The sequence below is a fragment of the Pseudomonas spartinae genome, assembly GCF_965197125.1.
In the GTDB taxonomy this organism is placed as follows: Bacteria; Pseudomonadota; Gammaproteobacteria; order Pseudomonadales; family Pseudomonadaceae; genus Aquipseudomonas; species Aquipseudomonas composti_A.
The window spans coordinates 362,471-389,437 of sequence record NZ_CBDAMB010000004.1; the positions used below are offsets into that span (position 1 = coordinate 362,471).

General features: G+C 63.8%; 25 protein-coding genes and 1 pseudogene. 20 read left to right on the forward strand and 6 right to left on the reverse strand.

The annotated features are described in order from the left end of the window. From ACN8M7_RS12440 to ACN8M7_RS12485, 10 genes and pseudogenes are all read left to right on the forward strand, one after another. Window positions 1–303, forward strand: a complete 303-nt coding sequence (locus tag ACN8M7_RS12440) for a sarcosine oxidase subunit delta (RefSeq protein WP_196458403.1) — start codon at window positions 1–3, stop codon at window positions 301–303. After that, a complete protein-coding gene (locus ACN8M7_RS12445) occupies window positions 300–3,197 on the forward strand; it encodes a 2Fe-2S iron-sulfur cluster-binding protein (protein WP_490260967.1) in 2,898 nt (965 codons plus the stop codon). Before ACN8M7_RS12440 ends, ACN8M7_RS12445 begins: the two co-directional genes overlap by 4 nt. A 1-nt stretch (window position 3,198) precedes the next feature. Further along, the gene (locus ACN8M7_RS12450) at window positions 3,199–3,873 is read left to right on the forward strand and encodes a sarcosine oxidase subunit gamma (RefSeq protein ID WP_490260968.1); all 675 of its coding nucleotides are present in this window, start codon (window positions 3,199–3,201) and stop codon (window positions 3,871–3,873) included. A gap of 75 nt (window positions 3,874–3,948) precedes the next feature. After that, on the forward strand, window positions 3,949–4,728 hold the full coding sequence (locus ACN8M7_RS12455; RefSeq protein WP_490260969.1) for an IclR family transcriptional regulator: 780 nt from the start codon (window positions 3,949–3,951) through the stop codon (window positions 4,726–4,728). Window positions 4,729–5,058: 330 nt separating this feature from the next. Further along, window positions 5,059–6,144: pseudogene (locus ACN8M7_RS12460) on the forward strand (HAMP domain-containing protein); the annotation flags it as partial. 141 nt (window positions 6,145–6,285) lie between these two features. Continuing rightward, window positions 6,286–7,005: a methyl-accepting chemotaxis protein gene (locus tag ACN8M7_RS12465; protein WP_490261022.1), complete on the forward strand. Its 720-nt coding sequence runs from the start codon at window positions 6,286–6,288 to the stop codon at window positions 7,003–7,005. A 102-nt stretch (window positions 7,006–7,107) separates the two neighbouring features. Next, complete coding sequence (locus ACN8M7_RS12470) at window positions 7,108–7,887, forward strand: hypothetical protein (RefSeq protein WP_490260970.1); 780 nt, start codon at window positions 7,108–7,110, stop codon at window positions 7,885–7,887. Window positions 7,888–8,031: 144 nt separating this feature from the next. Continuing rightward, window positions 8,032–9,444 carry a di-heme oxidoreductase family protein gene (locus ACN8M7_RS12475; RefSeq protein WP_490260971.1) on the forward strand — a complete coding sequence of 471 codons (1,413 nt, stop codon included), beginning with the start codon at window positions 8,032–8,034 and terminating at the stop codon, window positions 9,442–9,444. A 10-nt stretch (window positions 9,445–9,454) separates the two neighbouring features. Further along, the gene (locus ACN8M7_RS12480) at window positions 9,455–10,519 is read left to right on the forward strand and encodes an imelysin family protein (RefSeq protein ID WP_490260972.1); all 1,065 of its coding nucleotides are present in this window, start codon (window positions 9,455–9,457) and stop codon (window positions 10,517–10,519) included. Window positions 10,520–10,522: 3 nt separating this feature from the next. Further along, entirely contained in the window at window positions 10,523–11,626 is a 1,104-nt protein-coding gene (locus ACN8M7_RS12485) for a DUF1513 domain-containing protein (protein WP_490260973.1), read from the forward strand. Window positions 11,627–11,648: 22 nt separating this feature from the next. Here ACN8M7_RS12485 and ACN8M7_RS12490 read toward each other — a convergent pair whose 3' ends face one another. After that, window positions 11,649–12,674 carry a LacI family DNA-binding transcriptional regulator gene (locus ACN8M7_RS12490; protein WP_490260974.1) on the reverse strand — a complete coding sequence of 342 codons (1,026 nt, stop codon included), beginning with the start codon at window positions 12,672–12,674 and terminating at the stop codon, window positions 11,649–11,651. Between the two features lie 364 nt (window positions 12,675–13,038). On the opposite strand from ACN8M7_RS12490, the gene ACN8M7_RS12495 reads away from it, so the two are divergent. The 6 genes from ACN8M7_RS12495 (at window position 13,039) to ACN8M7_RS12520 (ending at window position 18,710) form a co-directional block, all read left to right on the forward strand. Then, a complete protein-coding gene (locus ACN8M7_RS12495) occupies window positions 13,039–13,866 on the forward strand; it encodes an NAD-dependent epimerase/dehydratase family protein (RefSeq protein ID WP_490260975.1) in 828 nt (275 codons plus the stop codon). 53 nt (window positions 13,867–13,919) lie between these two features. Then, window positions 13,920–14,795 carry a glucurono-1,5-lactonase gene (locus tag ACN8M7_RS12500; protein ID WP_490260976.1) on the forward strand — a complete coding sequence of 292 codons (876 nt, stop codon included), beginning with the start codon at window positions 13,920–13,922 and terminating at the stop codon, window positions 14,793–14,795. Window positions 14,796–14,871: 76 nt separating this feature from the next. After that, window positions 14,872–15,846: a TRAP transporter substrate-binding protein gene (locus tag ACN8M7_RS12505; RefSeq protein WP_490260977.1), complete on the forward strand. Its 975-nt coding sequence runs from the start codon at window positions 14,872–14,874 to the stop codon at window positions 15,844–15,846. Between the two features lie 59 nt (window positions 15,847–15,905). Then, window positions 15,906–16,433, forward strand: a complete 528-nt coding sequence (locus ACN8M7_RS12510) for a TRAP transporter small permease (protein WP_061237651.1) — start codon at window positions 15,906–15,908, stop codon at window positions 16,431–16,433. Continuing rightward, complete coding sequence (locus ACN8M7_RS12515) at window positions 16,433–17,713, forward strand: TRAP transporter large permease (protein ID WP_061237650.1); 1,281 nt, start codon at window positions 16,433–16,435, stop codon at window positions 17,711–17,713. The genes ACN8M7_RS12510 and ACN8M7_RS12515 overlap by 1 nt, the downstream gene beginning before the upstream one ends. A gap of 91 nt (window positions 17,714–17,804) precedes the next feature. Continuing rightward, window positions 17,805–18,710, forward strand: a complete 906-nt coding sequence (locus ACN8M7_RS12520; protein ID WP_490260978.1) for an EamA family transporter — start codon at window positions 17,805–17,807, stop codon at window positions 18,708–18,710. A gap of 80 nt (window positions 18,711–18,790) precedes the next feature. On the opposite strand, the gene ACN8M7_RS12525 is transcribed toward ACN8M7_RS12520, so the two are convergent. Next, window positions 18,791–19,546 carry a FadR/GntR family transcriptional regulator gene (locus ACN8M7_RS12525; RefSeq protein ID WP_061237648.1) on the reverse strand — a complete coding sequence of 252 codons (756 nt, stop codon included), beginning with the start codon at window positions 19,544–19,546 and terminating at the stop codon, window positions 18,791–18,793. Window positions 19,547–19,653: 107 nt separating this feature from the next. Here ACN8M7_RS12525 and ACN8M7_RS12530 point away from each other — a divergent pair, with 107 nt between their 5' ends. Then, window positions 19,654–20,529 carry an aldose 1-epimerase gene (locus ACN8M7_RS12530; RefSeq protein WP_490260979.1) on the forward strand — a complete coding sequence of 292 codons (876 nt, stop codon included), beginning with the start codon at window positions 19,654–19,656 and terminating at the stop codon, window positions 20,527–20,529. A gap of 243 nt (window positions 20,530–20,772) precedes the next feature. Further along, window positions 20,773–20,991: a hypothetical protein gene (locus ACN8M7_RS12535; protein ID WP_061237646.1), complete on the forward strand. Its 219-nt coding sequence runs from the start codon at window positions 20,773–20,775 to the stop codon at window positions 20,989–20,991. 51 nt (window positions 20,992–21,042) lie between these two features. On the opposite strand, the gene ACN8M7_RS12540 is transcribed toward ACN8M7_RS12535, so the two are convergent. Further along, entirely contained in the window at window positions 21,043–22,527 is a 1,485-nt protein-coding gene (locus ACN8M7_RS12540; RefSeq protein ID WP_490260980.1) for a helicase HerA-like domain-containing protein, read from the reverse strand. A 148-nt stretch (window positions 22,528–22,675) separates the two neighbouring features. Between ACN8M7_RS12540 and ACN8M7_RS12545 the strand changes: the two genes are divergently transcribed. Continuing rightward, complete coding sequence (locus ACN8M7_RS12545) at window positions 22,676–24,553, forward strand: methyl-accepting chemotaxis protein (RefSeq protein ID WP_490260981.1); 1,878 nt, start codon at window positions 22,676–22,678, stop codon at window positions 24,551–24,553. A 45-nt stretch (window positions 24,554–24,598) separates the two neighbouring features. Here ACN8M7_RS12545 and ACN8M7_RS12550 read toward each other — a convergent pair whose 3' ends face one another. Genes ACN8M7_RS12550 through purU form a run of 3 tightly spaced genes read right to left on the reverse strand, consistent with a single transcriptional unit; the run spans window position 24,599 to window position 26,108 of the window. Then, complete coding sequence (locus tag ACN8M7_RS12550) at window positions 24,599–24,775, reverse strand: hypothetical protein (protein WP_490260982.1); 177 nt, start codon at window positions 24,773–24,775, stop codon at window positions 24,599–24,601. A gap of 10 nt (window positions 24,776–24,785) precedes the next feature. Next, the gene (locus ACN8M7_RS12555; RefSeq protein WP_061237643.1) at window positions 24,786–25,211 is read right to left on the reverse strand and encodes a CBS domain-containing protein; all 426 of its coding nucleotides are present in this window, start codon (window positions 25,209–25,211) and stop codon (window positions 24,786–24,788) included. A gap of 45 nt (window positions 25,212–25,256) precedes the next feature. Next, window positions 25,257–26,108 carry a formyltetrahydrofolate deformylase gene (gene purU, locus ACN8M7_RS12560; protein WP_490260983.1) on the reverse strand — a complete coding sequence of 284 codons (852 nt, stop codon included), beginning with the start codon at window positions 26,106–26,108 and terminating at the stop codon, window positions 25,257–25,259. Between the two features lie 297 nt (window positions 26,109–26,405). Here purU and mvaT point away from each other — a divergent pair, with 297 nt between their 5' ends. After that, on the forward strand, window positions 26,406–26,780 hold the full coding sequence (mvaT, locus tag ACN8M7_RS12565; RefSeq protein ID WP_490260984.1) for a histone-like nucleoid-structuring protein MvaT: 375 nt from the start codon (window positions 26,406–26,408) through the stop codon (window positions 26,778–26,780). Window positions 26,781–26,967: the final 187 nt, after the last annotated feature.

A 26,967-nucleotide genomic window follows, 5' to 3' on the forward strand; every position in this document is an offset into this window, starting at 1 on the left:
ATGAAGATCATGCCCTGCCCGCTCAACGGGCCTCGCAACATCAATGAATTCACCTACGGCGGCGAACTCAAGCGCATGCCCGACCCGAACACCTGCTCGGACGCCGAATGGGCCGACTACGTGTTCAACAGCGAGAACATCGCCGGCGTCGTCACCGAATGGTGGATGCACAACGCCTCCAGCTACTGGTTTCTGGCCGAACGCCACACCGTCAGCGACGAGATCCTGCGCACCTTCGACCCCAAGGAACTGTTCGACCGCCGCGTCGACTTCGCCGCGCCCGCCCAGGAGATGAACGCATGAGCGCCGATGTCCGCCTGCCGGCCCCGCTGGGCCTGCTGATCGACCGCAACCGCCCGGTCAGCTTCGACTTCGAGGGCAGCACCTACCAGGGCCTGGCCGGCGACAGCATCGCCAGTGCCCTGCTGGCCAACCAGCGCTGGCTACTGTCGCGCTCGTTCAAATACCACCGCCCGCGCGGCCCGCTGTCGATGGCCGGGCAGGACGCCAACACCCTGGTGCAACTGCCGGACGAGCCGAACGTGCTGGCCGATATGCAGCCGCTGGATGGCGGCCTGCAAGTCAGCGCGCAGAACTACAACGGCAGCCTGGACAAGGATCGCGACGCCCTGCTCGGGCACTTCTCCAGGTTCATGCCGGTGGGCTTCTACTACCGCTCCTTCTACAAGCCCAAGGGCATGTGGAAAGTCTGGGAACCCTTGATCCGCAAGAAAGCCGGCCTCGGCGTGCTCAACCTTGAACTGCAGCCGCAGTACCACGACAAGGCCTTCCTGTTCACCGACCTGGCGGTGATCGGCGCCGGCCCAGCCGGCCTGTGCGCGGCGCTGACCGCAGCCAACGCCGGGGCCAAGGTGCTGCTGATCGAACAGCAGAATTATCTGGGCGGCGCGCTGGCCTGGGCGCGCTTCGATGTCGAAGGCAAACGTGCCGCCGAGCTGCGCGCCGAGCTGTTGGCCGCCGTGGAAGGCCACGCCAATATCCGCATCCTCAAGGAAGCCACCTGCAACGCCTGGTTCACCGATCACTATCTGCCGGTGATCCAGGGCAATCGCATGTACAAGGTGCGCGCCCGTCAGTGCATCAATGCCGCTGGCGCCTTCGACCAGCCGGTGGTGTTTCGCAACAACGACCTGCCCGGTGTGCTGCTGACCAGCGCCGCACAGCGCCTGATCAAGCTCTATGCGGTCAAGCCGGGCCAGCGCGCCGTGGTGCTGACCGGCAACGACGACGGCTACCTGGCCGCCCTCGACCTGCTCGATGCCGGTGTCGAGGTCGCCGCCCTGGTGGACATGCGCGAACGCGCCGAAGACGCCAGTCTGGCCACGGCCCTGCAAGCCCGTGGCGTCGCCTGCCATGTCGGCAGCACGGTGTACGAGGCGCTGGGCGACAAACACCTGAACGCCGTGGACGTGCGCCGCATCGCTGCCCAGGGCGAGGTGGCCGCGAGCGGCCTGCGTATCGACTGCGACCTGCTGTGCATGTCCGCCGGTTACATGCCGGTGTACCAGTTGCTGTGCCAGGCCGGCGGCAAGCTGGCCTACGACGACGCCAGCGCCTGCTTCAGCCTGTCCGGCCTGCCGAGCGGGTTGCAGGTGGTTGGCTCGGTCAACGGCCGCAACGCCCTCGACGCGCTGCTCATCGATGCCGCCAACGGCGCCCTGCGCGCACTCGCTGCCCTTGGTCTGGAAGCAGGTTCGAGCCTGCGCGAACTGCCAGCCGAGCCTCGGGTCAACTTCCCCTGGCCGATCTTTCCGCACCCCAAAGGCAAGGATTTCGTCGACTTCGACGAAGACCTGCAGGTACGCGATATCGTCAACGCCACCCGCATCGGCTACCGCGACGTGCAACTGGTCAAGCGCTTCTCCACCGTCGGCATGGGCCCCTCGCAGGGCCGCCACTCGGCGCTGCCCACCGCACGCCTGGTGGCCCAGGCCACGGGGCGCAGCGTCAGCGAAACCGGGGTGACCACCGCGCGCCCGCCATTCAGCCCGGAAACCCTGGCGCAGGTCGCCGGCCGTGGCTTCGATCCGTATCGGCAAACCGCCATGCACGCACGCCACCTGGAGCTGGGGGCGAAGATGATGCCCGCCGGCATCTGGCAGCGCCCGGCCTACTACGGCAAGCCGGGGGAACGCGAAGCCTGCATGCAGGCCGAGGCGCGCCAGGTGCGTGAGAAAGTCGGCCTGATCGACGTCTCCACTCTGGGCGGCCTCGACGTGCGCGGCCCGGACGCCGCCGAGCTGCTCAACCGCCTATACACCTTCGCCTTCGCCAAGCAGCCGGTGGGCCGCTCGCGCTATGCGCTGATGACCAACGAGCACGGCGTGGTGATCGACGACGGTGTCTGCGCGCGCTTTGCCGACGAGCACTTCTACGTCAGCGCCACCACCAGCGGTGTGGATCGCGTCTACCAGCAGATGCTCAAGTGGAACGCGCAGTGGCGCCTGAACGTCGACATCACCAACGTCACCGCCGCGCTGGCTGCGGTCAACCTGGCCGGGCCGGATGCGCGCAAGGTGCTGAGTAAGCTGTGCAGCGATGTCGACCTGTCCGCCGAGGGCTTCCCCTACCTGGCCGTGCGCCTGGGCACGGTTGCCGGCATTCCCGCCCGCCTGCTGCGGGTCGGCTTCGTCGGCGAACTGGGCTACGAGATCCACGTCCCGGCGCGTTATGGCGAAGCCCTGTGGGATGCGCTGATGGAAGCCGGCCGGGAGTTCGACATTCGCCCCTTCGGCGTCGAGACCCAGCGTCTGCTGCGCCTGGAAAAGGGTCACGTCATCATCAGCCAGGACACCGACGGCATGACCAGCCCGGCCGAGATCGACATGGGCTGGGCCATCGCCCGCAGCAAGCCTTTCTTCGTCGGCAAACGCTCGGTGGAAATCCTCGAGGCGCAGGCGCCGATTCGCAAGCTGGTCGGCTTCACCCTGGCCAAGGGCAGCAGCCAGCCGCTGGAAGGCCATCTGGTGCTCAAGGGGCCGGACATCAGCGGCAACGTCACCTCCTGCGAGTACTCGCAGACCATCGACCAGATTATCGGCCTGGCCTACTGCGCGCCCGAACAGGCCACGCCCGGCCAGCAAATCCCGATCCGCGTCGAAGGCGCCGAGGTGGTGCAGGCCACGGTGGTGCAACTGCCCTTCTATGACCCTGAAAGCCAACGCCAGGAGCTGTGAGATGACCCTGCAAGCCAATCAATTCTCCGCGCGCAGCCCACTCTATCGGCTGCAGGTCGGCGCCACCCTCACCCCTCTCGGCGAGAGCTGCATCGTCACCACCTACGGCCGGGACGACGAAAGCGCCCTGCTGAGCCACTGCGCCCTGCTCGACCTGACCAACCTGGCGCGCTACGGCCTGCGCGGCCCGAATGCCGCCGACTACCTCACCGCGCTGGGCTACCAGTTGCCGCAGGCGCCCAACCAGGCGCTGAGCCAGGCCGATGGCAGCCACGTTCTGCGCCTGTCGCAAACCGAGTACCTGCTGCTCGGCAGCCTGCACGATGCCGGCAGCAAAGCGCAGCGCGAGGAAAGCCAGTGGCAGGCCAGCGCCGGCCAGTACCTGCTGCCGCGCCAGGACAGCCACGCCTGGCTGGTGCTCACAGGCACCTGCCAGGCCGAGGTGATGGCCAAGCTCTGCGGCGTCGACCTCAGCGCGCAGGCCTTCGCCGTCGGCCAGGTGGCGCAGACCTCGGCCGCGCGGGTCAACGTCATCGTCGCCAACCTGCCGCTGGGCGAGGTGCCATGCCTGCACCTCCTCTGCGACCGCGCCTCGGTGCAGTACTTCTGGGGCGCGCTGCTCGATGCCATGCAGGAGTTCGGTGGACAGCCGGTAGGGATCGACGCCCTGCCATGAGCTCTCCCCCAGCCCCTCTCCCATTCATGGGAGAGGGGCTGGGGGAGAGGGCAACACAGCCACGAGGGCAGCATCATGAGCATCCACGAAGACGAGCTGGACTACCGCGTTCCCGCGCTGCAGCGCGGCCTGAGCATCCTGCAGATGTTCAACGCCAACGAACGCAACCTGAGCAGCAACGTCATCGCCGAGCGCCTGGGCGTCAGCGTCTCGGCCATTTACCGGATCCTAATCACGCTCACCGACATGGGCTACCTGCGCAAGCTCGGCAAGAACAGCTACGAACTCGGCCCGCAAGTGCTCTGCGACGGTTTCGCCTATCTGGCCAGCCGCGACCTGGTGGACATCGCCATGCCGCATCTCAATGCCCTGCGCGACCGCACCTCGCTGTCGTGCCACCTGTCGATCCGCGAGCACACCGACAGCCTCTACATCGGCCGTGCCTTCGCCGCCCAGCGGCTGTCGGTGAACATCCCCATCGGCACACGCATTCCCTGCCACTGCACGGCCATGGGCCGCATGCTGCTCAGCGGCCTGACGCCCATGGAGCTGGACACGCTCTACCAGCACGTGCGTCTGGACGACTACCCGCCGCCCGCCCCCAAGACCTTGCCCGAGCTGCAGCAACTGCTCGAACGCGACCGCGAGCGCGGCTGGGTGATGCACCGTTCCGATTACTCCACTGCCATCGCCTGCGCCGTGCGTGACCACCGTGGCGACGTGGTAGCGGCGATCAACCTGTCCGGCCCGGAAGCGGTGATGGACAGCCCCGTGGCACGTGAACGCTACCGGGAAAGCCTGCAGCAGTGCGCGGATGCAATTTCCGTCGAATTGGGCAGCGCTGCCCAGCGTTGATGCACACCAGGGCCTGCATGGCAGGCTGCGCGGCGCCATCGACAAAGACGCTGCAGGCAGACCGTCCAAAAAAATAAGTAACATCATATTGCCATCATCGCGTTGCCTGCTATCCTCCGCCCATGTACCGCGCAGCTTTCCGGGTGGGGATACTTTCTTTGAGTGTCCATTACCCCCTCTGCGGCAAGACACATCGGGAAACGGCACTCACTTCTCGCTCAACGCCATTCACTGCCGCGCTCCCGGAGCCCCTCACCCCATCGGCTACGCTCAACAGAGGTTGCTAGATCCACGACATCACAGGGAATCGTCATGAATACTGTTTCTCGCATGCTTCTTGACCTTAGTGTTCGCAAAAAACTACTCGGCAGTTTCGGCCTGATTCTGATCATCACCCTGGTGACGGCCTGGATCGGCAACGCCAGCCTGGACAGCACTCTGCATCGCATCGACAACCTGCTCGGCGTCAGCGAAATCGACGCCAACCTGATGCGCGCACGCCAGCAGGAGAAGAACTACCTGCTGCGCGACGACGAAGCGGCCATGCAGCAAGCCCTGACTATTTCGCAGCAGATCCAGGAGCAGGCCGCCGCCAAGGAAGCTGAACTGGCGCGCCCGGAAAACAAGGCATTGATGCGTCAGATTCAGGAAGACGCCAGTGGCTATCACAGCGAACTGGAGCAATTGCAGGCCGCTAGTACGGCCAGCAGCAATGCGCAGAAAGCCATGGAAGTTTCCGCCCGAGCAGCCCTCAAACGCTTCTCTGAGCTGGAGCTCAGCCTGCGCCAGCGGGCGGTCGAACAGATTCGCGCAAGCGGTGCACAAGACAGCATCGACACCCTGAGTCGAGCCAACCAGGCCAGCGACCTGGCCATGGAGCTGCTCGAAGCCCGGCGCCGGGAGAAAGATTTCCTGCTGCGCCGCGACGACCAATATGCGCAGTTGCTCGACGAGCATTTCAGCTCACTCGACAGCAAGGGCCGAGAACTGCTCGGCACCCTGCAAGACAGCGGCGCGCGCTCGGCGATAGAGGATGCGTTGCAGCAACTGAACGACTACCGCAACAACTTCGGCCAGCTCAAGTCCAGCATCGGCCAGCTGGACCAGAGCGAAAAGGACATGACCGATCGCGCTCGCGAGGTTGCCGACGCCTCCAGCCAATCCCTCAAACTGCAACGTGAGCTGCTGGTCAGCGACTCCAGCAACGCCAAGCGAACCCTGCTGATCGCTGCCGTGATCGCTTTCGCGCTGGGGGTGCTCTGCTCGCTGATCATCACCCAGGCCATCGTCGGCCCGTTGCAACGAGTGGTTGGCATCGCCCGCAAGGTCGCCGACGGCGACCTGACCACGGACATCGACAGCGACCGACGTGACGAACTGGGTCAGTTGATGCAAGCCATGCAGGCCATGACCCTGAGCCTGCGCGACCTGATCGGCAAACTCGGCTCCGGCATCACCCAGCTGGCCACCGCCGCCGAAGAGCTTTCGGCAGTGACCGAAGAAACCAGTGCCGGCGTCACCGGACAACGCATGGAGACCGAACAGGTCGCCACCGCCATGAACCAGATGGCCGCCACCGTGCTGGACGTCGCGCGCAATGCGGAAAACGCCGCCAGCTCGGCCACCGAGGCCGAAGACCAGACCCGCGAAGGCGGCAGGATCGTGCAGCAGGCCATCTCTCGTATCGAGCAACTGGCGAAAACCGTCGAGGCCTCGGCCGAGGCCATCGGCCGGCTCAAGGGTGACAGTGCCAACATCGGCACCGTGCTCGACGTGATCAAGAGCATTGCCGAACAAACCAACCTGCTGGCGCTCAACGCTGCCATCGAAGCTGCGCGCGCTGGCGAAGCCGGGCGTGGCTTCGCGGTGGTCGCCGACGAGGTGCGTGCCCTGGCCAGGCGCACGCAGGAGTCCACGCAGCAGATCGAACAGCTGGTTGCAGCCCTGCAGAACGGTGCCGAAGGCGCCGTCGGCGTCATGGCGCAGAGTCGCGGCATGGCCGGTGAAACCGTGGAGGCGGCTCGCCACGCCGGCACCGCCCTGACGCGCATCGACGAGGCGGTTTCGCGCATCCAGCAGATGAACCAGCAGATCGCCACGGCATCGGAACAGCAAAGCTCGGTCGCCGAGGAGATCAACCGCAGCATTTCGAGCATCCGCGATATCGCCGAGCAATCGGCAGCCGCGACCGAAGAAACCTCGGCGGCCAGCATCGACCTGGCGCGCCTGGGCAGCGAGCTGCAGGAGCAGGTCAACCGCTTCCGCATCAGCGCCTGAATCCAAGGCGGCGCGCCTCGCCACGCGCCGCCCTTCCCGCTGCATCGTCCTGCCGCTAATCTGTCGCGCCATGCTCTCTGGACAGCTACCGGCAGGATGCACATGACCCCGCGAACCTTTATCGTCACCACCGCCCATCGCAGTGAATTTCCCAACCCGATTACCTTCAACGAGGGCGCACCGCTCACGGTTGGCGAGGAGTATCAGGGCGACGAGGGCTGGGAAAACTGGTTGTTCTGCAGCACGCCTGGGCAGGAAGCGGGCTGGGTCCCCAAGCAGATCATCGAACGACTCGACGGACAGCGCGCCCGCGCTCGCGAGGCCTACACGGCTCGAGAACTCGATGTGCACGCAGGCGAGCGCCTGATCGCTTCGCGCAGCCTCAATGGCTGGCTCTGGTGCACACGCGAAGACGACGCGGCATCGGGCTGGGTGCCACAGGCCAACCTCGCCGAACAGGCGCGGCACTGCGTCCTACAGGAAGAAGTCAGCGGCTGCGGTATCGCCGCCTGTGCCAACATTCTCGGGCAAACCTACGCCGAGATGAAAGCAACCGCCAACGCCATGGGCATATATGCCGAAGACCCATCTCTGTGGTCCGACAGCCAGTACGTCAGGCGCCTGCTGGCGGCGGGCGGCGTGACGGCAGCGGCAGGCGAGACCCCCTTCGAATCCTGGGAGAAGCTGCCGGACCTGGCCCTGCTGGCCATCAAGCACCACCAGGAAAACGGCCGCGACTTCTGGCATTGGGTGGTCTTCGAACGCTCGGACGGCCAGATGCATGTTCTGGATTCCGCCAGTTACCTGCCTTGCAACCTGCGCACCGACTTCGCAGCCATGCAGCCGAAGTGGTTCATCGCCGTGAACAGAACCAGTGCCTGACAGCTCCAGCCGCGTCGCGCTGAGGCGACGCGGCCGCCCCGCGACTTCTGGCCGCGTCTAGATAACGCTAATCCATCTTATTTAAATTCCGTTAGCCTGCTAATCTTGGTGCCCCATTTCCTCGCCTGCTCGGATAGTTCCTCGATGTCGCCGCTCCAGCGTTGTCTGCTGCCTCTTCTGGCTCTGTCCCTGATCGCTTGCGAGCAGCAGCCCGAATTCACCCAGGCCGAACCCGGCGAGGCTTTCTCGGCCGGAGCCGCCACGGTACGCAAGTTCGATCACAACGCCTTTTCCCAGCCCTCGGCCAACCTGGCGCCGAGCCGGCGCCTGGACTTCTCGGTCGGCAACAGCTTCTTCCGTAACCCCTGGGTCACGGCACCGGCCACGACCACTGCGCGCGACGGCCTGGGGCCGCTGTTCAACACCAACGCCTGCCAGAACTGCCACCTCAAGGACGGACGCGGCCACCCGCCAGGGCCGGATGCGGTCAGCGCGGCCTCGATGCTGGTGCGCCTGTCGATACCCGCCGGCCTGGAGCATGCCGACCTGCTGATCCATCAGGGAGTGGTCGCAGAACCGACCTACGGCGCCCAGTTGCAAGACATGGCCAACCCCGGTGTAGTGCCGGAAGGCAAGGTCCGCGTTACCTACAGCAGCGTACCGCTGCGCTTCGCCGACGGCACCCTGGTGGAGCTGCGCAAGCCGCAGCTGCAAATCACCCAGCTCGGTTATGGCGAGCTGCACCCGGAGACCCGACTCTCTGCCCGCATCGCCCCGCCGATGATCGGCCTCGGCCTGCTCGAAGCCATCGCCGAGCAAGACATCCTGGCTGCAGCCGACCCGGATGACGCCGATGGCGACGGCATTTCCGGGCGCGCCAATCAGGTCTGGGATCGCGCCCAGCAGCGCACTGCGCTCGGCCGTTTCGGCTGGAAGGCCGGACAGCCCAACCTCAACCAGCAGAATGCCGACGCTTTCGCCAACGACATGGGCCTGACCACCACGCTGATCGCCCATGACAACTGCACCCAGGCCCAGCCTGACTGTTTGGCAGCGATCAACGGTGGCGTGCCGGAGGTGAGCGACAACATCCTCGCCAGCGTGCTGTTCTACAGCCGCAACCTCGGCGTACCGGCGCGGCGTAACGTCGACGCTCCAGAGGTGCTCAAGGGCAAGAGCCTGTTCCATCAGGCCGGCTGCCAGAAGTGCCATACCCCCAGCTTCACCACCTCGGCCGATGCTTCCGAGCCGGAGCTGGCCAACCAGTTGATCCGCCCCTACACCGACCTGCTCCTGCACGACATGGGCGAAGGCCTGGCCGATGACCGCGAGGAGTTTCTCGCCAGCGGCCGCGAATGGCGCACGCCACCGCTTTGGGGCATCGGCCTGACCCAGGCCGTCAACGGCCACACCCAGTTCCTGCATGATGGTCGCGCACGCGACCTGCTGGAAGCCATACTCTGGCACGGCGGCGAGGCCCAAGCGGCCAAGCAGCAGGTGCTGAAATTCGATGTCGACGAGCGAGCTGCGCTGCTCGCCTTCCTCAATTCCCTTTAAGGAGCCCGAGATGTTGCACAAGAGCCTGATCGCCTCCCTGCTCGGCCTGGCCCTGGTCGGCTGCGGCCAGCAGGATCAGACCGCCAAGGTCACTGGCGCCCTCACCGATGGCGTGTTGCTGCCGGCCTACACCAGCTGGCAGGAAGCCGACCATCAACTGGCCGAACGTGCCGCGGCCTTCTGCGCCGGCAGCGCCGATCTGCCTGCCGCGCGCCAGGCCTTTCTCGGTGCCATGAGCGCCTGGTCGGCGCTGCAGCCACTGATGCTCGGCCCACTGGCCGAGGGCAATCGAGCCTGGCAGGTGCAGTTCTGGCCAGACAAGAAGAACCTGGTACAGCGTCAGGTCGAGGCCCTGCTCAAGAGCAAACCACAGCTCACCCAGGCCGACCTGGCCAGCGCCAGTGTCGTGGTACAGGGGCTGACCGCCTCCGAATACATACTGTTCGACACCGGCATCGACCTGACCCAGCAGGAGCAGAAAGCCCGCTACTGCCCATTGCTGCAGGCCATCGGTCAGCATCAGCAGGCCCTGGCCGCCGATATCCTGGCGCAATGGCGCGCCAACGACAGTGGCATGGCCGCACAGCTCAAGCACTTCCCCAACGAGCGCTACGCCGACTCCAAGGAAGCCCTGGCAGAGCTGCTGCGTGTTCAGGTCAGCGGTATCGACGGCATGAAGAAAAAGCTCGGTGCGCCGCTCGGCCGGCAGACCAAGGGCATTGCGCAGCCATACCAGGCCGAGTCCTGGCGCAGCAACGCCAGCCTGGCCAACCTCGGCTCGGCGCTGGCCAGTGCCGAACTGCTCTGGCACGGCAGCAACAAGGACGGCCTGCAATCGCTGCTGGGCAGCGATCAGGCCGAACTGGCGCAACGCATCGATGCGGCCTACCTCGACACCCGCCAGCGCCTGGCTGCACTCGACCTGCCACTTACCGAACTGCTCACCAGCGAAGCCGGGCGCAACCTGCTCAACGAGCTGTACGACAGCCTCAATCGCCTGCATCGCCTGCAGGAAAGCGACCTGGCCAAGGCCCTTGGCGTGCAGATCGGCTTCAACGCTCACGACGGGGACTGATCAATGCAACGCAGAGCCTTCCTCGGTCTTGGCGCAGCAGCCGCCAGCCTGGCGGCGGCGGGCGCCTTCGGCGGCTGGACGCTGTTCGGCCCGTCCGGACAGCCGTTGTTGCTGTCGGCGCGTGACGATGGTGACGGCAAGCACTATGCCGTCGGCTATCGTCTCGACGGCGAACGCGCCTTCGCCACCCCGGTCAGCGAACGCTGCCACGATGTGGTGCCCCATCCCAGCCTACCCATGGCCCTGTTCGTCGGGCGCCGCCCGAGCACCGAGAGCTACCTGATCGACACGCGCGACGGCCGCCTGCTGCAGACGCTGAGCTCGCCGAGCGGGCGCCATTTCAATGGCCATGCCGTGTTCCACAAAGGCGGTGACTCGCTCTACGCCACCGAGAACGACACCAGCGAACCGGGTCGTGGCGTACTTGGCAGCTATCGCCTGCAGGGTACGCAGCTGCTGCGCGATGGCGAACACAGCACCCACGGTGTCGGACCGCACCAGCTGCTGTGGATGCCCGACGGCGAAACCCTGGTGGTGGCCAACGGCGGCATCCGCACCGAGGCGGAAAGCCGCGTGGAGATGAACCTCGACGCCATGCAGGCCAGCCTGGTGCTGATGAAGCGCGACGGCAGCCTGATCAGCCAGGAGCGCCTGGCCGACCAGCAAAACAGCATTCGTCACCTTGCCGTTGCGCGCGACGGCACCGTGGTCAGCGGCCAGCAGTACATGGGCGATGTGCACGACAAGGTACCGCTGCTGGCGATCAAGCGTCCCGGCCAGGCCTTCCAGCCCTTTGCCCTCGGCGAGACGCAGCGCGTGGCGATGAACCAGTACACCGCCAGCGTGGCCATCCACGATGAGTTGCGCCTGCTGGCGATGACCGCGCCGCGCGGCAACCGCTTCTTCATCTGGGACCTGGACAGTGCGCAGGTGCGCCTGGACGTGCCGCTGCCGGACTGCGCCGGAGTTGGTGCGGTGGCCAATGGTTTCGTGGTGACCTCAGGCCAGGGCCGCTGCCGCCTGTACGATTGCCGCAGCACGCGCATCGTCACCAGCGCCCTGCAGTTGCCGGCCGGCTTGTGGGACAACCACCTGCGCCTGGCCTGAGCCTGAATCTGCCGTGCCAGGCTCAGGCACTGCCGCGCTCGATCAGTTCGAAGCCGACGTCCAGACGTAGCGGCTGACGCGCGCCCGCAGGCTCGGCGAAACGCGCCAGCAGCGCCTCGGCGATGGCGCAACCGATGCGCGGCCCGTCTACCCGCACGGTGGAAAGCGGCGGATGGGTGTGCGCTGCGCTGGAAAGGTCGCCAAAACCCATCACCGCCAGGTCTTCGGGAATGCGCAGGCCACGGCTGAGCGCTTCGGCCATCACCCCCTGGGCCACGGTGTCGGAGCTGCAGACCACGACCTCACCGGCCGTACCGTCCTGTAGCAGACGCGCCAGGCCTTGGCGACCGATCGCCAGGGTCGCCGGCGCAGGCAGAATCTGCGCAGCCACCGGCGCTTGCACCTGCTCTTGCAGGGCCTGCAGCAAACTGCGGTAACGGCGCAGGCCGCGGGGATCATCGATGCCCACGAACGAGACGCGGCGGTAGCCTTTGCCGATCAGATAGTGCGCCACCGCCTGGCCAACCGCCTCGTGAGAAAAGCCGACCAGCATATCCATCGGGTGCTCGCACAGATCCCAGGCCTCGACCAGCGGAATGCCGACTCGCGCCAGGCGTTCGCGGCTCGCCTGGGTGTGCTCGGTGCCGGTCAGCACGATGCCATCCGGACGGCGGCCCAGCACGGCCTCGAGCAAGGCCTCCTCCTGCTCTGGGCTGTAACCGGTCAGGCCGAGCAAGGTCTGATAGCCGGCGGCGGCCATGCGCTCGGTCAACGCCTGCACGGTGTCGGAGAAGATCGAGTTGGCAATGGTCGGCAGGAAGATCGCCACCAGCCGACTGCGGCTGGAGGCCAGAGAGCCGGCAGCGAGATTGGGCACGTACCCCGTCGCCCGTACCGCCTCCAGCACGCGCTTGCGAGTGGTATCGCTCACCACTTCAGGCCGGCCCAGGGCGCGCGATACGGTAATCGGCGATACCCCCGCCACCCTGGCAACATCGATCAGCGTCGGTGCCGTGCTCGTGCGAATGCCCGCAGGTTTCCTGCCCATGTCACGTCTCCAATCATTCGAGTGCCTTGCATTGCAGGCACTGACTCTCCGCGAGATACGTCGTCATACAACTTTAGTCAAAGACTCGGCCGCGTGAACAGCCTGATAGGGCGGCGCGCGCTCGCATCCCCTTCTTCAAGCACACCTTGATAGCACGAGAAACTGGCGGATTAGAGCCGCTCAGTCAACATCCGCGCACATCCGCTTGCACCCCATCAGGTCATTCAAGCGCAGCAGCTGAACAGCCTGATTTCTCGTTTCGGCTGCGTTGACATTGCCTGATTTGCTACTGATAATCAGGCCAAGTCATACGACAACGTATGACAACCCAATAACAACAAGCAACAAGAGTCCAGGCCCCGCCATGACCACGACATCCAGCGAACTGCGTCCCTTCAACCGCCTGCTGCTGACCGGCGCCGCCGGTGGACTGGGCAAGGTACTGCGCGAACGCCTGCGCCCCTACGCCAACATCCTGCGCCTGTCCGACATCGGTGAAATGGCCCCCGCGGCCGGCCCGCACGAAGAGATCGTACGCTGCGACCTGGCCGACAAGAACGCGGTGCATCAACTGGTCGAAGGTGTCGACGCCATCCTGCACTTCGGTGGCGTCTCGGTCGAGCGCCCGTTCGAAGAAATCCTCGGCGCCAACATCTGTGGCGTATTCCATATCTACGAAGCGGCCCGTCGCCATGGCGTGAAACGCGTGGTGTTCGCCAGTTCCAACCATGTCATCGGCTTCTACCAGCAGGACCAGCACCTCGACGCCAACTGCCTGCGCCGCCCGGATGGCTACTACGGCCTGTCCAAGTCCTACGGTGAAGACATGGCCAGCTTCTACTTTGATCGCTACGGCATCGAGACCGTCAGCATCCGCATCGGCTCTTCGTTCCCCGAGCCCGCCAACCGCCGCATGATGAGCACCTGGCTGAGCTACGACGACCTCACCCACCTGCTCGAACGCTGCCTGTACAGCCAGAACGTTGGCCACACCGTGGTCTATGGCATGTCGGATAACCGCGATGTCTGGTGGGACAACAGCAAGGCCGCGCACCTGGGCTTCGCGCCCAAGGACAGCTCGGAAGTGTTCCGCGACAAGATCGAAGCGCAGCCCATGCCGGCCGCTGACGACCCGGCGCGTATTTACCAGGGCGGCGCCTTCGTGGCCGCAGGCCCGTTCGGTGACGACTGAAGCGACGCCCCGCCACCGCCCCACGCCATAACAACAACTAGAGCGCCCCTGCCATGACAGCCGAACTGATTGTCGATGCGCGCAACGCCACGGGTGAAAGCCCGGTCTGGAATACAGCCGAACAGGCCCTGTACTGGGTCGACATCCCTGCCAGTCGTCTGCATCGCTGGTCCGCTGCCACGGGCCAGACGCAGAGCTGGCAAACCGAGGAAATGCTCGCCTGCATCGCCCGCCACCCGGCTGGCGGCTGGATCGCCGGCATGCAGAGCGGCCTCTTCCACCTGCGCCCTCAGGACGACGGTACGCTGCACACCGAACGCCTGGCGCAGGTCGAGCACGCCCGTCCGCAGATGCGTTTCAACGATGGTCGCTGTGATCGCCAGGGGCGCTTCTGGGCCGGCAGCATGCTGCTCGACATGGCCCAGGGCGCCCGCGTCGGCGCCCTGTATCGCTACGACGGCCAGCTGCAGCAGGTGCTCGATGGCTTCATCGTCCCCAATGGCCTGGCCTTCAGCCCCGATGGCCGGACGATGTACCTGTCCGACTCGCACCCGAGCGTGCAGAGCGTGTGGGCCTTCGATTACGACACCGACAGCGGCACGCCGCACAACCGGCGCCTGTTCATCGACATGCAGCAGCATGCCGGGCGCCCGGACGGCGCGGCAATCGACATCGATGGCTGCTACTGGATCTGCGGCAACGACGAAGGCCTGGTGCACCGCTTCACCCCCGACGGGCGCCTCGACCGCTCGCTGGCCGTTCCGGTGAAAAAACCAGCCATGTGTGCCTTTGGCGGCGCGAATCTGGACACCCTGTTCGTCACCTCAATCCGCCCTGGCGGCGACCTTCGCGACCAGCCACTGGCTGGCGGCGTATTCGCCCTGCAGGCAGGCGTGCGAGGTATCGAAGAGCCGGCTTTCAACCCCTGATCCGATTCACCCCGGGCCGTTCGCGGCATCGGGCTGCCCTGCTGTTCACCAACAACAACAAGACGGAGTTTTCCGCATGAACCTCAAACGCAAGTTGCTTCTCGCCACACTTCCGCTAGCGCTCGGCCTGTCGTCCTTCGTGCAGGCCGAGACGACCCTGAAGATTGCCGAAATCCACCCTGCCGGCTACCCGACCGTGGTCGCCATGGAGAGCCTCGGCAAGAAGCTGGAAGCGGCCACCAACGGTGAAATCAAATACCGCATGTTCGCCGGCGGTGTGCTGGGTTCCGAGAAGGAAGTGATCGAACAGACCCAGATCGGCGCCGTGCAGCTGACCCGCGTCAGCCTCGGCTCGGTCGGCCCGGTGGTACCTGCCACCAACGTGTTCAACATGCCGTTCGTGTTCCGCGATGTCGACCATATGCGCAAGGTGGTCGACGGCGAGATCGGCCAGGAAATCCTCGACGCCATCACCGACTCGGATTTCAACATGGTCGGCCTGGCCTGGATGGAAGCCGGCAGCCGCAGCCTGTATACCAAGAAGCCGGTGCGCAAGATCGAAGACCTCAAGGGCATGAAGATCCGCGTGATCGGCAACCCGTTGTTCATCGATACGCTCAACGCCATGGGTGCCAACGGCATCGCCATGGACACCGGTGAAATCTTCAGCGCCCTGCAGAGCGGCGTGATCGACGGCGCCGAGAACAACTCGCCGACCCTGCTCGAACACAACCACTTCCGCGCGGCCAAGTACTACACCCAGACCCATCACCTGATCCTCCCCGAGCCGCTGCTGATGTCCAAGACCACCTGGGAGAAGCTCACCCCCGAGCAGCAGACCCTGGTCAAGAAGCTGGCCAAAGAAGCCCAACTGGAAGAGCGCGACCTGTGGGTTGCCAAGGAAAAGGCCAGCGACGAGAAGCTCAAGGCCGAAGGCGTCGAGTTCATCGAAGTCGACACCAAGCCCTTCTACGACGCGACCGCCCCGGTACGTGAGAAGTACGGCGCGCAGTTCGCCGACCTGATCAAGCGCATCGAAGCCGTTCAGTAATCCACGCGCAAGCGCGCGGCGCGGGCCCATCGCCTGCGCCGCGCAACCGGTGAAGTCTCATGAAAAACCTGGTTCTGGGCGTCAATGACGTCATCTACCGCGCCTGTATCGCGACCGCCGGCCTGGCGATCGTGATCATGGCCCTGATCATCCCCTGGGGCGTATTCAGCCGCTATGCACTCGGCCAGGGCCTGGGCTGGCCCGAACCCATCGCCATCCTGCTGATGGTGCTATTCACCTTCATCGGTGCCGCCGCCAGCTATCGCGCGGGGGCGCACATGGCCGTGCAGGTGCTGAGTGACCGCCTGCCCGAAGTGGCTCAGCCCTTTCTCACCCTGTTCGTACGCCTGGCAATGGGCGCCATCAGCCTGTTCATGCTGATCTGGGGCTACAAGCTGTGCGTCGCCACCTGGAACCAGTACCTCAGCACGCTGACCTGGATGCGCGTCGGCATCAGCTACGCACCGATTCCGCTGGGCGGCCTGATCACCCTGCTGTTCGTCATCGAACAACTGCTGTATGGCGATCAGCACAAGCGCCGCGTCGTCGATTACGAGAACTGCGAAGATTCCAAGGAGTCCGTGTAATGGATGCCGCCATTCTGCTGGGCAGCTTCATTGCCCTGATCCTGCTGCGCGTTCCGGTCGCCTACGCCCTCGGTCTGGCGACCCTGATCGGCGCCTGGTGGATCGAGATTCCCCTGCACGCCGTGATGATTCAGATCTCCGGTGGCGTGAACAAATTCTCCCTGCTGGCCATTCCGTTCTTCGTCCTGGCCGGCGCGATCATGGCCGAAGGCGGCATGGCACGGCGCCTGGTGGCGTTCGCCGGGGTGCTGGTGGGCTTCGTCCGTGGTGGCCTGTCGCTGGTCAACATCACCGCCTCGACCTTCTTCGGCGCCATCTCCGGCTCCTCCTTGGCCGATACCGCCTCGGTCGGCTCGGTGCTGATCCCGGAAATGGAAAGGAAAGGCTATCCGCGCGAGTTTTCCACCGCTGTCACCGTCTCCGGCTCGGTGCAGGCGCTGCTGACCCCGCCCAGCCACAACTCGGTGATCTACTCACTGGCAGCTGGCGGCACCGTGTCCATCGCCGCCCTGTTCGTCGCCGGTATCGGTCCGGGCCTGCTGCTCAGCTTCACCATGGCCACGCTGTGCCTGTGGTTCGCCAAGAAGCGCAACTATCCCAAGGGGGAAGTGATTCCGCTGCGCCAGGCGCTGAAGATCTGTGTCGAAGCGCTATGGGGCCTGATGACCATGGTGATCATCCTCGGCGGCATCCTCAGCGGCGTGTTCACCGCCACCGAGTCGGCAGCAGTCGCGGTGGTCTGGGCCTTCTTCGTGACCATGTTCATCTACCGCGACTACAAATGGCGTGAACTGCCGAAAATGCTGCACCGCACCGTGCGCACGCTGTCGATCGTGATGATCCTGATCGCCTTCGCCGCCAGCTTCGGCTACATCATGACCCTGATGCAGATTCCATCGAAGATCACCACCGCGTTCCTGACCTTCTCGGACAACCGCTACGTGATCCTGATGTGCGTGAACTTCATGTTGCTGGTACTCGGCACGCTGATGGACATGGCGCCGCTGATCCTGATCCTGACCCCGATCCTGCTGCCGGTGGTGACCTCGTTCGGCGTCGACCCGGTGCACTTCGGCATGATCATGCTGGTCAACCTGGGGATTGGCCTGATCACGCCACCGGTAGGTGCGGTACTCTTCGTCGGCGCCGCCATCGGCAAGGTCAGCATCGAGAGTACGGTCAAGGCCCTGCTACCGTTCTACATCGCGCTGTTCGCCGTACTGATGGCGGTTACCTACATCCCTGCCATCTCCCTGTGGCTGCCGAGCGTCGTGCTCTGACAGCAACCGGGCCTTGAACGATGACGCCGCCCAATCGGGCGGCGTTTTGCTTGAGGGCCTGACTTACAGACCATGACAACAGGATTTCGTCATGCAAGGTTCCGCCCCGTTTCCGCGTCACATCGCTGCCCTGATCCTCGCGACACTGGCGTGCTCGTTCGCAGCCAACCATATCGCTGCGCGGATCGCCTTCGACCACGACACCGGCCTGCTACTGGCCATGCTCGCGCGTGCCGGCGTGACCCTGATCGCGCTGGCGGCCTTGGTGCTGTGGCGACGTGAGTCGCTGAAACTGGGTCGCGCCACCTGGGGCTGGCAAGTTCTGCTGGGTCTGCTGATCGCCATTCAAAGCTTCTGCATCTATTCGGCCGTGGCACGTATTCCGGTGGCGCTGGCGCTGCTGGTGGTCAACCTCTCGCCCATCCTGCTGGCCCTGCTCACCTGGGCGCTTGGCGGTGCGAAGCCAACCCGCCAGGCACTGGCCATCATGGGCGTGATTCTCTTCGGTCTGGTGCTGGTGCTCGATGTCCCTGGCCGCCTGAGCAGCGTCGCGGCGCCGGACAGCGAGTGGAGCGCCGGCATCCTGTTCAGCCTGACGGCCGCCACCGTTTTCGCCATGGCACTGTGGATCACCGAAAATCGCCTGTCGAACGTCGCCGGCTCGGTACGCAGCATGCTGACCCTGGCGGTGGTGTTCAGCACCTCGACCCTGCTAGGCGCCAGCGGCCTGATTCCGGGAGGCCTGAGCCTGCCCAGCGCCAGCCCTGGCTGGATCGCACTGGCCTGCCTGGTACTGCTCTATGGCGCGGCCTTCTCCACCCTGTTCATCTGCATGCCGCGCCTGAACATCGCACGCAATGCGCCGGTGATGAACATGGAGCCGGTCGCCGGCATGATTCTGGGTTGGCTGATTCTGGGGCAGGTACTGGGCGGCCTGCAGGTGATCGGCGGCCTGATCGTGGTCGGCGGCATTGTCGCCCTGGCCTACCGCCGCTAGACAGCGCCATGCGTGCTGACTTGTTCTCAGCGCTGAAACGCACTCGGCGGCTCAGGGCCGCCGAGTGTGTGCATGGGGGTTCAGCCGTGCAGCGCTTCGGCCTCGGCCGCTTCGTGTGCCTGGCGCAGGCGCTCGCGGCTGTTGGTCAGGTGCAAGCGCATGGCCGCGCGCGCGGCCTCGGCGTCCTGACGCGCGATGGCTTCGAAGATCTGCTCGTGCTCACGCTCCAGACGTGCCATGTAATGGGTCTGATCGTCACGCGCCAGGCTGGCGGAATTGACCCGGGTACGGGGAATGATGCTGGTGCCCAGATGGCTGAGGATGTCGGTGAAATAGCGATTACCCGTAGCCTCGGCGATACGCAGATGGAATTGGAAGTCCGAGGACACCGCATCGCTGGCATGTGCAGCGTGTTCGTTGATGGCGTCCAGCGCCTCGCGAATGGCCTGCAGTTGCGCGTCACTGCGACGCTGAGCAGCCATGCCGGCGGACTCCACTTCGAGGCTGATACGCAGCTCGAGAATGGCCAGCACATCGCGCAGGGTGACGATGGTCGCCGGGTCGATGCGAAAACCGCTGGCACTGGGCGTATCCAGCACGAAAGTGCCGATGCCGTGACGGGTTTCCACCAGGCCAGCCGCCTGCAAACGCGACAGGGCCTCGCGCACCACTGTACGGCTGACGCCTTGCTCTTCCATGATCGCCGACTCGGTCGGCAGCTTCTCACCACGCTTGATCAGCCCATCGCGAATGCGCTGCGACAGGTCTGCCACCAGCTCCTGAGCCAGGCTGCGGTGCTTGCGACGAGCACGAGGTTGAGCGTTTTGCATTTCCATATTGGACGAGCTCTCGACTGAAGACGTAAGGCTTTGCCGTAATGATAGCCCAGCAGTTGTACGATGACACTATGAATTCCCGACACTGACTGCCTCAGGAACGCCAAATGACAACGCCTCTGCTGACCCTGCGCGACAGCCTGACACAACTGACCCTCGCCCCGGAACTGGGCGCGAGTCTGGTCAACTGGGTGCGCCTGAGCGATGGTATGCCGCTACTTCGCCATAGCGACGAGCAGGCGCTGGCCGCCGCCAATCCTCGGCGTCTGGCCTGCTATCCATTGCTGCCCTGGTCCAATCGCATCGGCGGCGGCGGCTTCGCCATACCGGATGGCTGGCAGGCACTGAACGCCAACACCGGGCATGAAGCGCTGCCGATACATGGCAGCGCGTGGCAACAACCCTGGCAGACAGTCAATGCGACATCCGACAGCGCCACCCTGCAACTGGAGAGCCAAACGCCTTTTGCCTATCGCGCCAGACTCGAGGTGCACCTGATCGACGGTCGCCTGCGCCTCGAATTGCAAGCCACTCACCTGGGTAAGCAGCCCAACTGGTATGGACTCGGATTCCACCCCTACCTGCCGCGCACTGCACAAACGCATATCCAGGCACAGGCCGCAGGCGTCTGGTTGTGCGACGAGAGCAAACTTTCCAGCCAGTGGATCGACCTTCCGCAAACCTGGAATTTCGAAGAGCCCGCCTTGTTGCCGCAACAACTTGTCGACAATGCCTTTACCCAATGGCCCGGCAAGGTTCGCATCATTCAACCGGACGCGGGTTATCAACTTGTCTGCGAGGCGGAAGGCAGCGATGTATTTCTTTTGTTCTGCCCCGAGGCGCAGAACTTCTTCTGCTTCGAGCCCGTCACTCACCCGGTCAACGCCCACCATCTGGCGGGGCGGCCCGGGCTTCACCTGCTGGCAAGCGAGCAAAGTTGCCAGATGAACTTCAGCCTGCAATATCAGGCATTGGCCACCTGATCACTGGACATTCGAAGGGCGATGGCGATAATGAGCACTCGTTGCCCCATGCAACTTTTCTCGGAAAAAAGTTACTGATACACAAGTAACTGAAGAGAAAGGGGAAAGATGCAAAGCATGACACTTTGCAAAGTTTTCTCCCGGCCAACCCAGGCCAAAAAGCCCTAGATCGACTCCCGACATCGTATCGAAACTTGGCGTTTCGAATGCTCTGTGGGCCGATCACAACCGACAGGTAAACACGTGACGAAAGACGAACTGCGCGCCGAACTCGAGCGCCAGGCGCAGCGTTACAAGGATGTATACGGCGGAGAAGTCATCACCTACGCCGCTCAACCGGACCCGGATCGCAAACCCTGGCGCAAAAGACCCAGCCTGCTCGATCAGGCTTTCGACAAAGAAATCGAGAAGATCGAAAAAGAACGCCAGGACAAGAAAGAAGCGGCCAGCGAATACGACTGACTCCGCCCGAGAGCAGCTTGCAGCCGCGTGAAGCGCGGCTGCAAGCTGGCTTCAGCGTTTTTTCCCGCCCAAGAGCGACCCCATCAGCCCCCGCACCAGTTGCCGGCCGAGTTGATTGGCCGCCTGTCGCAAGGCGCTTTTCATCGCACCGCCAAGCAACTCGCCCGCCATCTGTCCCAGCCCTTGATCCTGCGCTGCCGCCTTGGTCTTGGTACTGGCTGGCGCCGGCGCCTCGGCGGATGCCTGCGCGGCTCGCGCGGTGAGCAGCTCGTAAGCCGACTCACGATCGATGGGCTTGTCGTAACGGCCCGCGAGCGGCGATTGACGCACCAGTGCCGCTCGCTCGGCTTCGCTTAGCGGGCCGATGCGTGATTGCGGCGGCGCGATGGCCACGCGCTGAACCATGGCCGGCGTGCCCTTCTCCTCCAGCGTACCGACCAACGCCTCGCCAATCCCCAATTCGGTGAGCACACTGAGCGTGCTGAACGCCGGGTTCGGACGAAAACCGTCGGCTACCGCACGCAGGGCCTTCTGCTCCTTGGCGGTGAAGGCGCGCAAACCGTGCTGGATGCGCAGCCCCAGTTGAGCCAGCACATCGTCCGGAAGATCGCCGGGCGACTGGGTGACGAAATACACCCCCACCCCCTTGGAGCGAATCAGCCGCACCACCTGCTCCAGGCGCTCCTGCAAGGCCTTCGGCGTTCCCTGGAAAAGCAGATGCGCCTCGTCGAAGAACAGCGCCAGCACCGGTTTGTCCGCGTCACCGCGCTCCGGTAGTTGTTCGAACAGTTCGGCCAACAGCCACAGCAGGAAGGTTGCATAGACCTTGGGCGCTTCATGAACCAGGCGAGAGGCGTCGAGCAAGTGCACACGGCCGCGGCCGTCGCGGTCCGGGTGCAGCAGGTCTTCGAGTTGCAACGCCGGCTCGCCGAACAGCGCCTCGGCGCCCTGCTGCTCCAGCCCGGCCAGACGACGCAGCAGCGCCTGCGCGGAGGCACTGGTGAACAGCGCACTGTCCGCGCCCAGCACCTGTGGATTGTCCTTGAGGTAGCCAAGCAGCGCTTTCAGGTCCTTCAGATCGAGCAGCAGCAGCCCCTCGCGGTCAGCCACCTTGAACGCCGCATAGAGCGCCGCCTGCTGGCTGTCGGTCAGCTCGAGCAGTGCGCCAAGCAGCAGCGGCCCCATCTCGCTGAGGGTGGTGCGCAAGGGGTGACCGCTCTGCCCATGCACGTCCCACAGGGTTACTGGATAGGCCTGCGGCTGATGGTTCAGCCAGGGCATGCTGGCAATGCGCTCGGCGACCTTGCCTTGCGGTGCGCCGGCAGCGCCAAGACCGCACAGGTCACCTTTAACATCGGCAGCGAACACCGCCACGCCAGCGTCGCTGAACGTCTCGATCAGACGCTGCAGAGTGACCGTTTTACCGGTGCCGGTAGCACCTGCGATCAGACCATGACGATTGGCCAGACGCAGCGGCTGGCCAACCGGCAGCCCCTGGCTGTCGGCCCCCATGATGAACTGTGAAGTTGCAGGCATCTTGCCATCCTCTGAGTTAGCGCTTTACTGCAGATATGCCGACACGGAAGTCAGACCGGCGAACGATCTTCGCTTGGTCTGGCAGGCTTCCGCAATCCGGCAGATGCCGGTTGGCGGAAACAATCAGCCGTCAACCGGAGGCACGACCATGGCCAACTCCCTGCGTTTTAGCCACAAGATCCTGCTCGCCGCCTCGCTGGTGGTGATTGCGGCCTTCTCGCTGTTCACGCTCTATAACGACTACCTGCAGCGCAATGCGATACATGACGATCTGCAGAATTACCTGCGCGAAATGGGCGATGTCACCGCCAACAACATCCAGAACTGGCTGGATGGGCGCATTCTGCTGGTCGAAACCGTCGCCCAGTCCTTCGCCGGCGACAGCAGCGCTGATCATGTGATCAAGCTGCTCGAACAGAAGGCGCTGGCCAACACCTTCGCCTTCATCTATCTGGGTACCGCTCAGGGCGCCTTCACCATGCGCCCGGACGAGAAGATGCCCGATGGCTACGATCCAAGAGCCCGGCCCTGGTACAAGGACGCCCAAGCGGCCGGCGGCACGACCCTGACCGAGCCCTATATCGATGCAGCCACCAACGTACCGATCATGACCATCGCCACCCCCGTGCCTGCGGTCGGTGTGGTCGGTGGCGACCTCAACCTGCAGACCCTGGTGACCATCATCAATTCGCTGGATTTCGACGGCATGGGCTATGCCTTTCTGGTCAGCAACGACGGCAAGATTCTGGTTCACCCGGACAAGAACCTGGTGATGAAGAGCCTTAGTGATCTCTACCCGCAGGACACGCCACCGATCAGCAGCACGTTCAGCGAAGTGGAGCAGGACGGCCAGACCCGCATCCTGACCTTCACCCCGATCAAGGGCCTGCCCTCGGTACAGTGGTACGTCGGCTTGTCGGTCGACAAGACCCAGGCCTACAGCATGCTGAGCGAGTTCCGCACCTCGGCCATCGTCGCCATGGTCATCGCCGTGGTGCTGATCATCGCCCTGCTCGGCCTGCTGATCCGCGTGCTGATGCAGCCACTGACCACCATGGGCACCGCCATGGAGGACATCGCCCAGGGCGAAGGTGACCTGACCAAGCGCCTGGCGATTCAGTCCAACGACGAATTCGGCGCCCTCGCCAGTTCCTTCAACCGCTTCGTCGAGCGAATCCACAGCTCCATCCGAGAAGTGTCATCCGCCACCGTTCAGGTCAACGAAGTGGCCAAGCTGGTGGTCAACGCCTCCAACTCGTCGATGGCCAACTCCGACGAGCAGGCCAGCCGCACCAACAGCGTGGCGGCGGCGATCAACCAGCTCGGCGCCGCCGCCCAGGAAATAGCCCGCAACGCCGCCGACGCCTCGAATCAGGCCTCGGATGCACGCCATCAAGCAGAGGACGGCGGCAAGGTGGTGCAACAGGCGATCCATTCGATGAGCGAACTCTCGAACAAGATCAGCGACGCCTGCGCCAAGATCGAAATGCTCAACAGCAAGACCTCAGACATCGGCCAGATTCTCGAAGTGATCAAGAGCATTTCCCAGCAGACCAACCTGCTCGCACTCAACGCTGCCATCGAAGCCGCGCGCGCCGGTGAAGCCGGTCGTGGTTTCGCCGTGGTCGCCGACGAAGTGCGCAATCTGGCGCACCGTACCCAGGAATCGGCGCAGGAAATCGAGAAAATGATCGAGGAGCTGCAAGTCGGCTCGCGCGAGTCGGTTACCACCATGACCGAGAGCCAGCGCTACAGCGAAGACAGCGTGAAAATCGCCAATCAGGCCGGTGAGCGCCTGGGCACCGTGACAGCCCGTATCGGCGACATCGACGGTATGAACCAGTCGGTGGCCACAGCTACCGAAGAGCAGACCTCGGTGATCGAGTCGTTGAACATGGACATCATCGAGATCAACACCCTCAATCAGGAGGGCGTGGAGAACCTGCAGTCCACCCTGCGCGCCTGCGGCGACCTGGAGCAACAGGCGGTGCGCCTCAAGCACCTGGTCGACAGCTTCCGCATCTGAGCCGAGCAACATGAAACAGGGCGCCTGCATGGCGCCCTGTGTTCTTCACTCATTGCCGGACTTCGGCTCTTGCGGCTGCTGCAGCTGTCGCCACAGCTCGGCAGCCTCAGGAAAATCGGTGCCGTCCTCGTCCGTCAGCGCCTCAGGGTCATAGCGCCGCACACAACCTTCGCCCAGAGTCGGCGGCGCCTTGGAAGTGGCCTTGTCCAGCGGATCGCTCATTGCCCCACCCTCAACCGATGCTCAGCTCACCCTGCTCGTGCTGAGCGAATTCCTTCACCGCACGCAGTACGTCATGCCGGCTGATCTGCCCGACCAGACGACCATTCTCGATCACCGGCATGCGCCGACGCCGGCCACGCAGGAAACGCTCGGACAGCTCGATGATGTCCGCTTCCGGGCTGACCGTCTCGACCGCTGTCGTCATGTAGGTGCTGACGTTGCCACCGATAGCCTCGTAATAGGCACCAGAGAGAATGCCGCGCAGGCAGTCCCCCTCGGACAACAGACCAATCAGGTGGCCCTGCGAATCGACCACCGGAGCTCCGGAAATACGGTGCTCCAGCAATCGATTGATGGCGGTGAACAGGTCGGTATCCGATCTGAAGGTCACCAGATGGCGAGTCATGTAGTCACGCACCTTGATGGACTTGAGCATGGGCGTTCTCCTCGGACATGCATCGGGCCAGCCCACGCCGCAAGATCAGTCGAATACCACCGTCTTGTTGTCGTGTACCAGCACTCGGTCTTCCAAGTGATAGCGTAGCCCACGGGACAGAACCATCTTCTCCACGTCCTTGCCCAGACGCACCATTTCTTCGATGTCGTCGCGGTGAGTCACCCGCACCACGTCCTGCTCGATGATCGGGCCGGCGTCCAGTTCCTCGGTCACGTAGTGCGAGGTGGCACCGATCAGCTTCACGCCGCGCAACGAAGCCTGGTGATAGGGCTTGGCGCCGACGAACGACGGCAGGAAGCTGTGGTGAATGTTGATCACGCGCTGGGCAAACTCGGCGCACAGTGCAGGTGGCAGGATCTGCATGTAGCGCGCCAGGACGATGACATCGGCTGCGTGCTCCTTGACCAGGCGCTCCACCTCGGCGAAGGCCGGGGCCTTGTCCTTGGGGTCAACCGGCACATGGAAGTAAGGAATGCCATGCCACTCGACCATGCTGCGCAGATCGTCGTGGTTGGCGATCACGCAGGGAAGCTCGCAATCGAGTTCATTGCTGTGCCAACGATGCAGCAGATCGGCCAGGCAATGCGACTCGCGGCTCGCCATCAACACCACACGCTTCTTCTGCGCCGAATCGGTGACACGCCAGTCCATGGAAAACTCACGGGCAATGGGCGAGAAGGCCTGCTTGAAACCGTCGAGGTCGAACGGCAGCGAGTCCGCACGAATTTCATGGCGCATGAAGAACCAACCACTCTGCGTATCGGAGTGGTGACTGGCTTCGGTAATCCAGCCGTTATAGGTGGCGAGGAAATTACTGACTTTGGCAACGATGCCGACGCGGTCAGGGCAGGAAATGACCAATCTGAACGTACGCATGACTAAAACCCCAATGCCAATGGCGGCGCAAAAGTCGGGCATTCTAACGATATGCCGGAAAAACTGCAGCAACGGCGCAGCGTTGAAGCACTCGGCCGTTCAGGGAGAAAGTGCACTACTAAAGCGCATTGAATTTACCAACGAGTTGCAACAGTCAATTTAATTTGGGCGCGTGCGACACAAGGCGTTGCACGGCCGCGCAGTTATTTCAATATTCGCTGTTTACTTGCTATAAGTGCGTGACTATTATTGGCTCACTGTCCACTGCATTGATTTATTCACGCCAAGGTAATGCCCATGTCGCTGATCAACGAATACCGCGCTACAGAAGAAGCCATCAAGGAACTGCAAGAGCGTCTGAAAAACCTGTCGCAAGACGACAAGCTGAAGAAAGAGCTGGAGTTCGAAGGCAAACTGCGCACTCTGATGGGCGAATATCAGAAGTCGCTGCGCGACATCATCGCCCTGCTCGACCCTGAAGCCAAAAGCGCCAAAGGCGTACGCGCCAGCAAGCCGACCACTACCAAGCGTGCGCGCAAGGTCAAGCAGTACAAGAACCCGCACAGCGGCGAAGTGATCGAAACCAAAGGCGGCAACCACAAGACTCTGAAAGAGTGGAAAGCCAAGTGGGGCGCCGATGTCGTCGAAGGTTGGGCCACGCTGCTGGGCTAACATCTGAGCGACACCCAAAACGCCAGCCATGCTGGCGTTTTTTATTGCCCGTGTTTCAGCATCGCCCGAGAACAGTTTTGGGCAATCCCTTACCTCGCGCCTGGCCACACTCAATTAGCCTGACTACCGCCTTACTGGCAGCAAACCGAAAAGTTCCCGCCCGCTGCACTTTTCTTACAAACTTCGA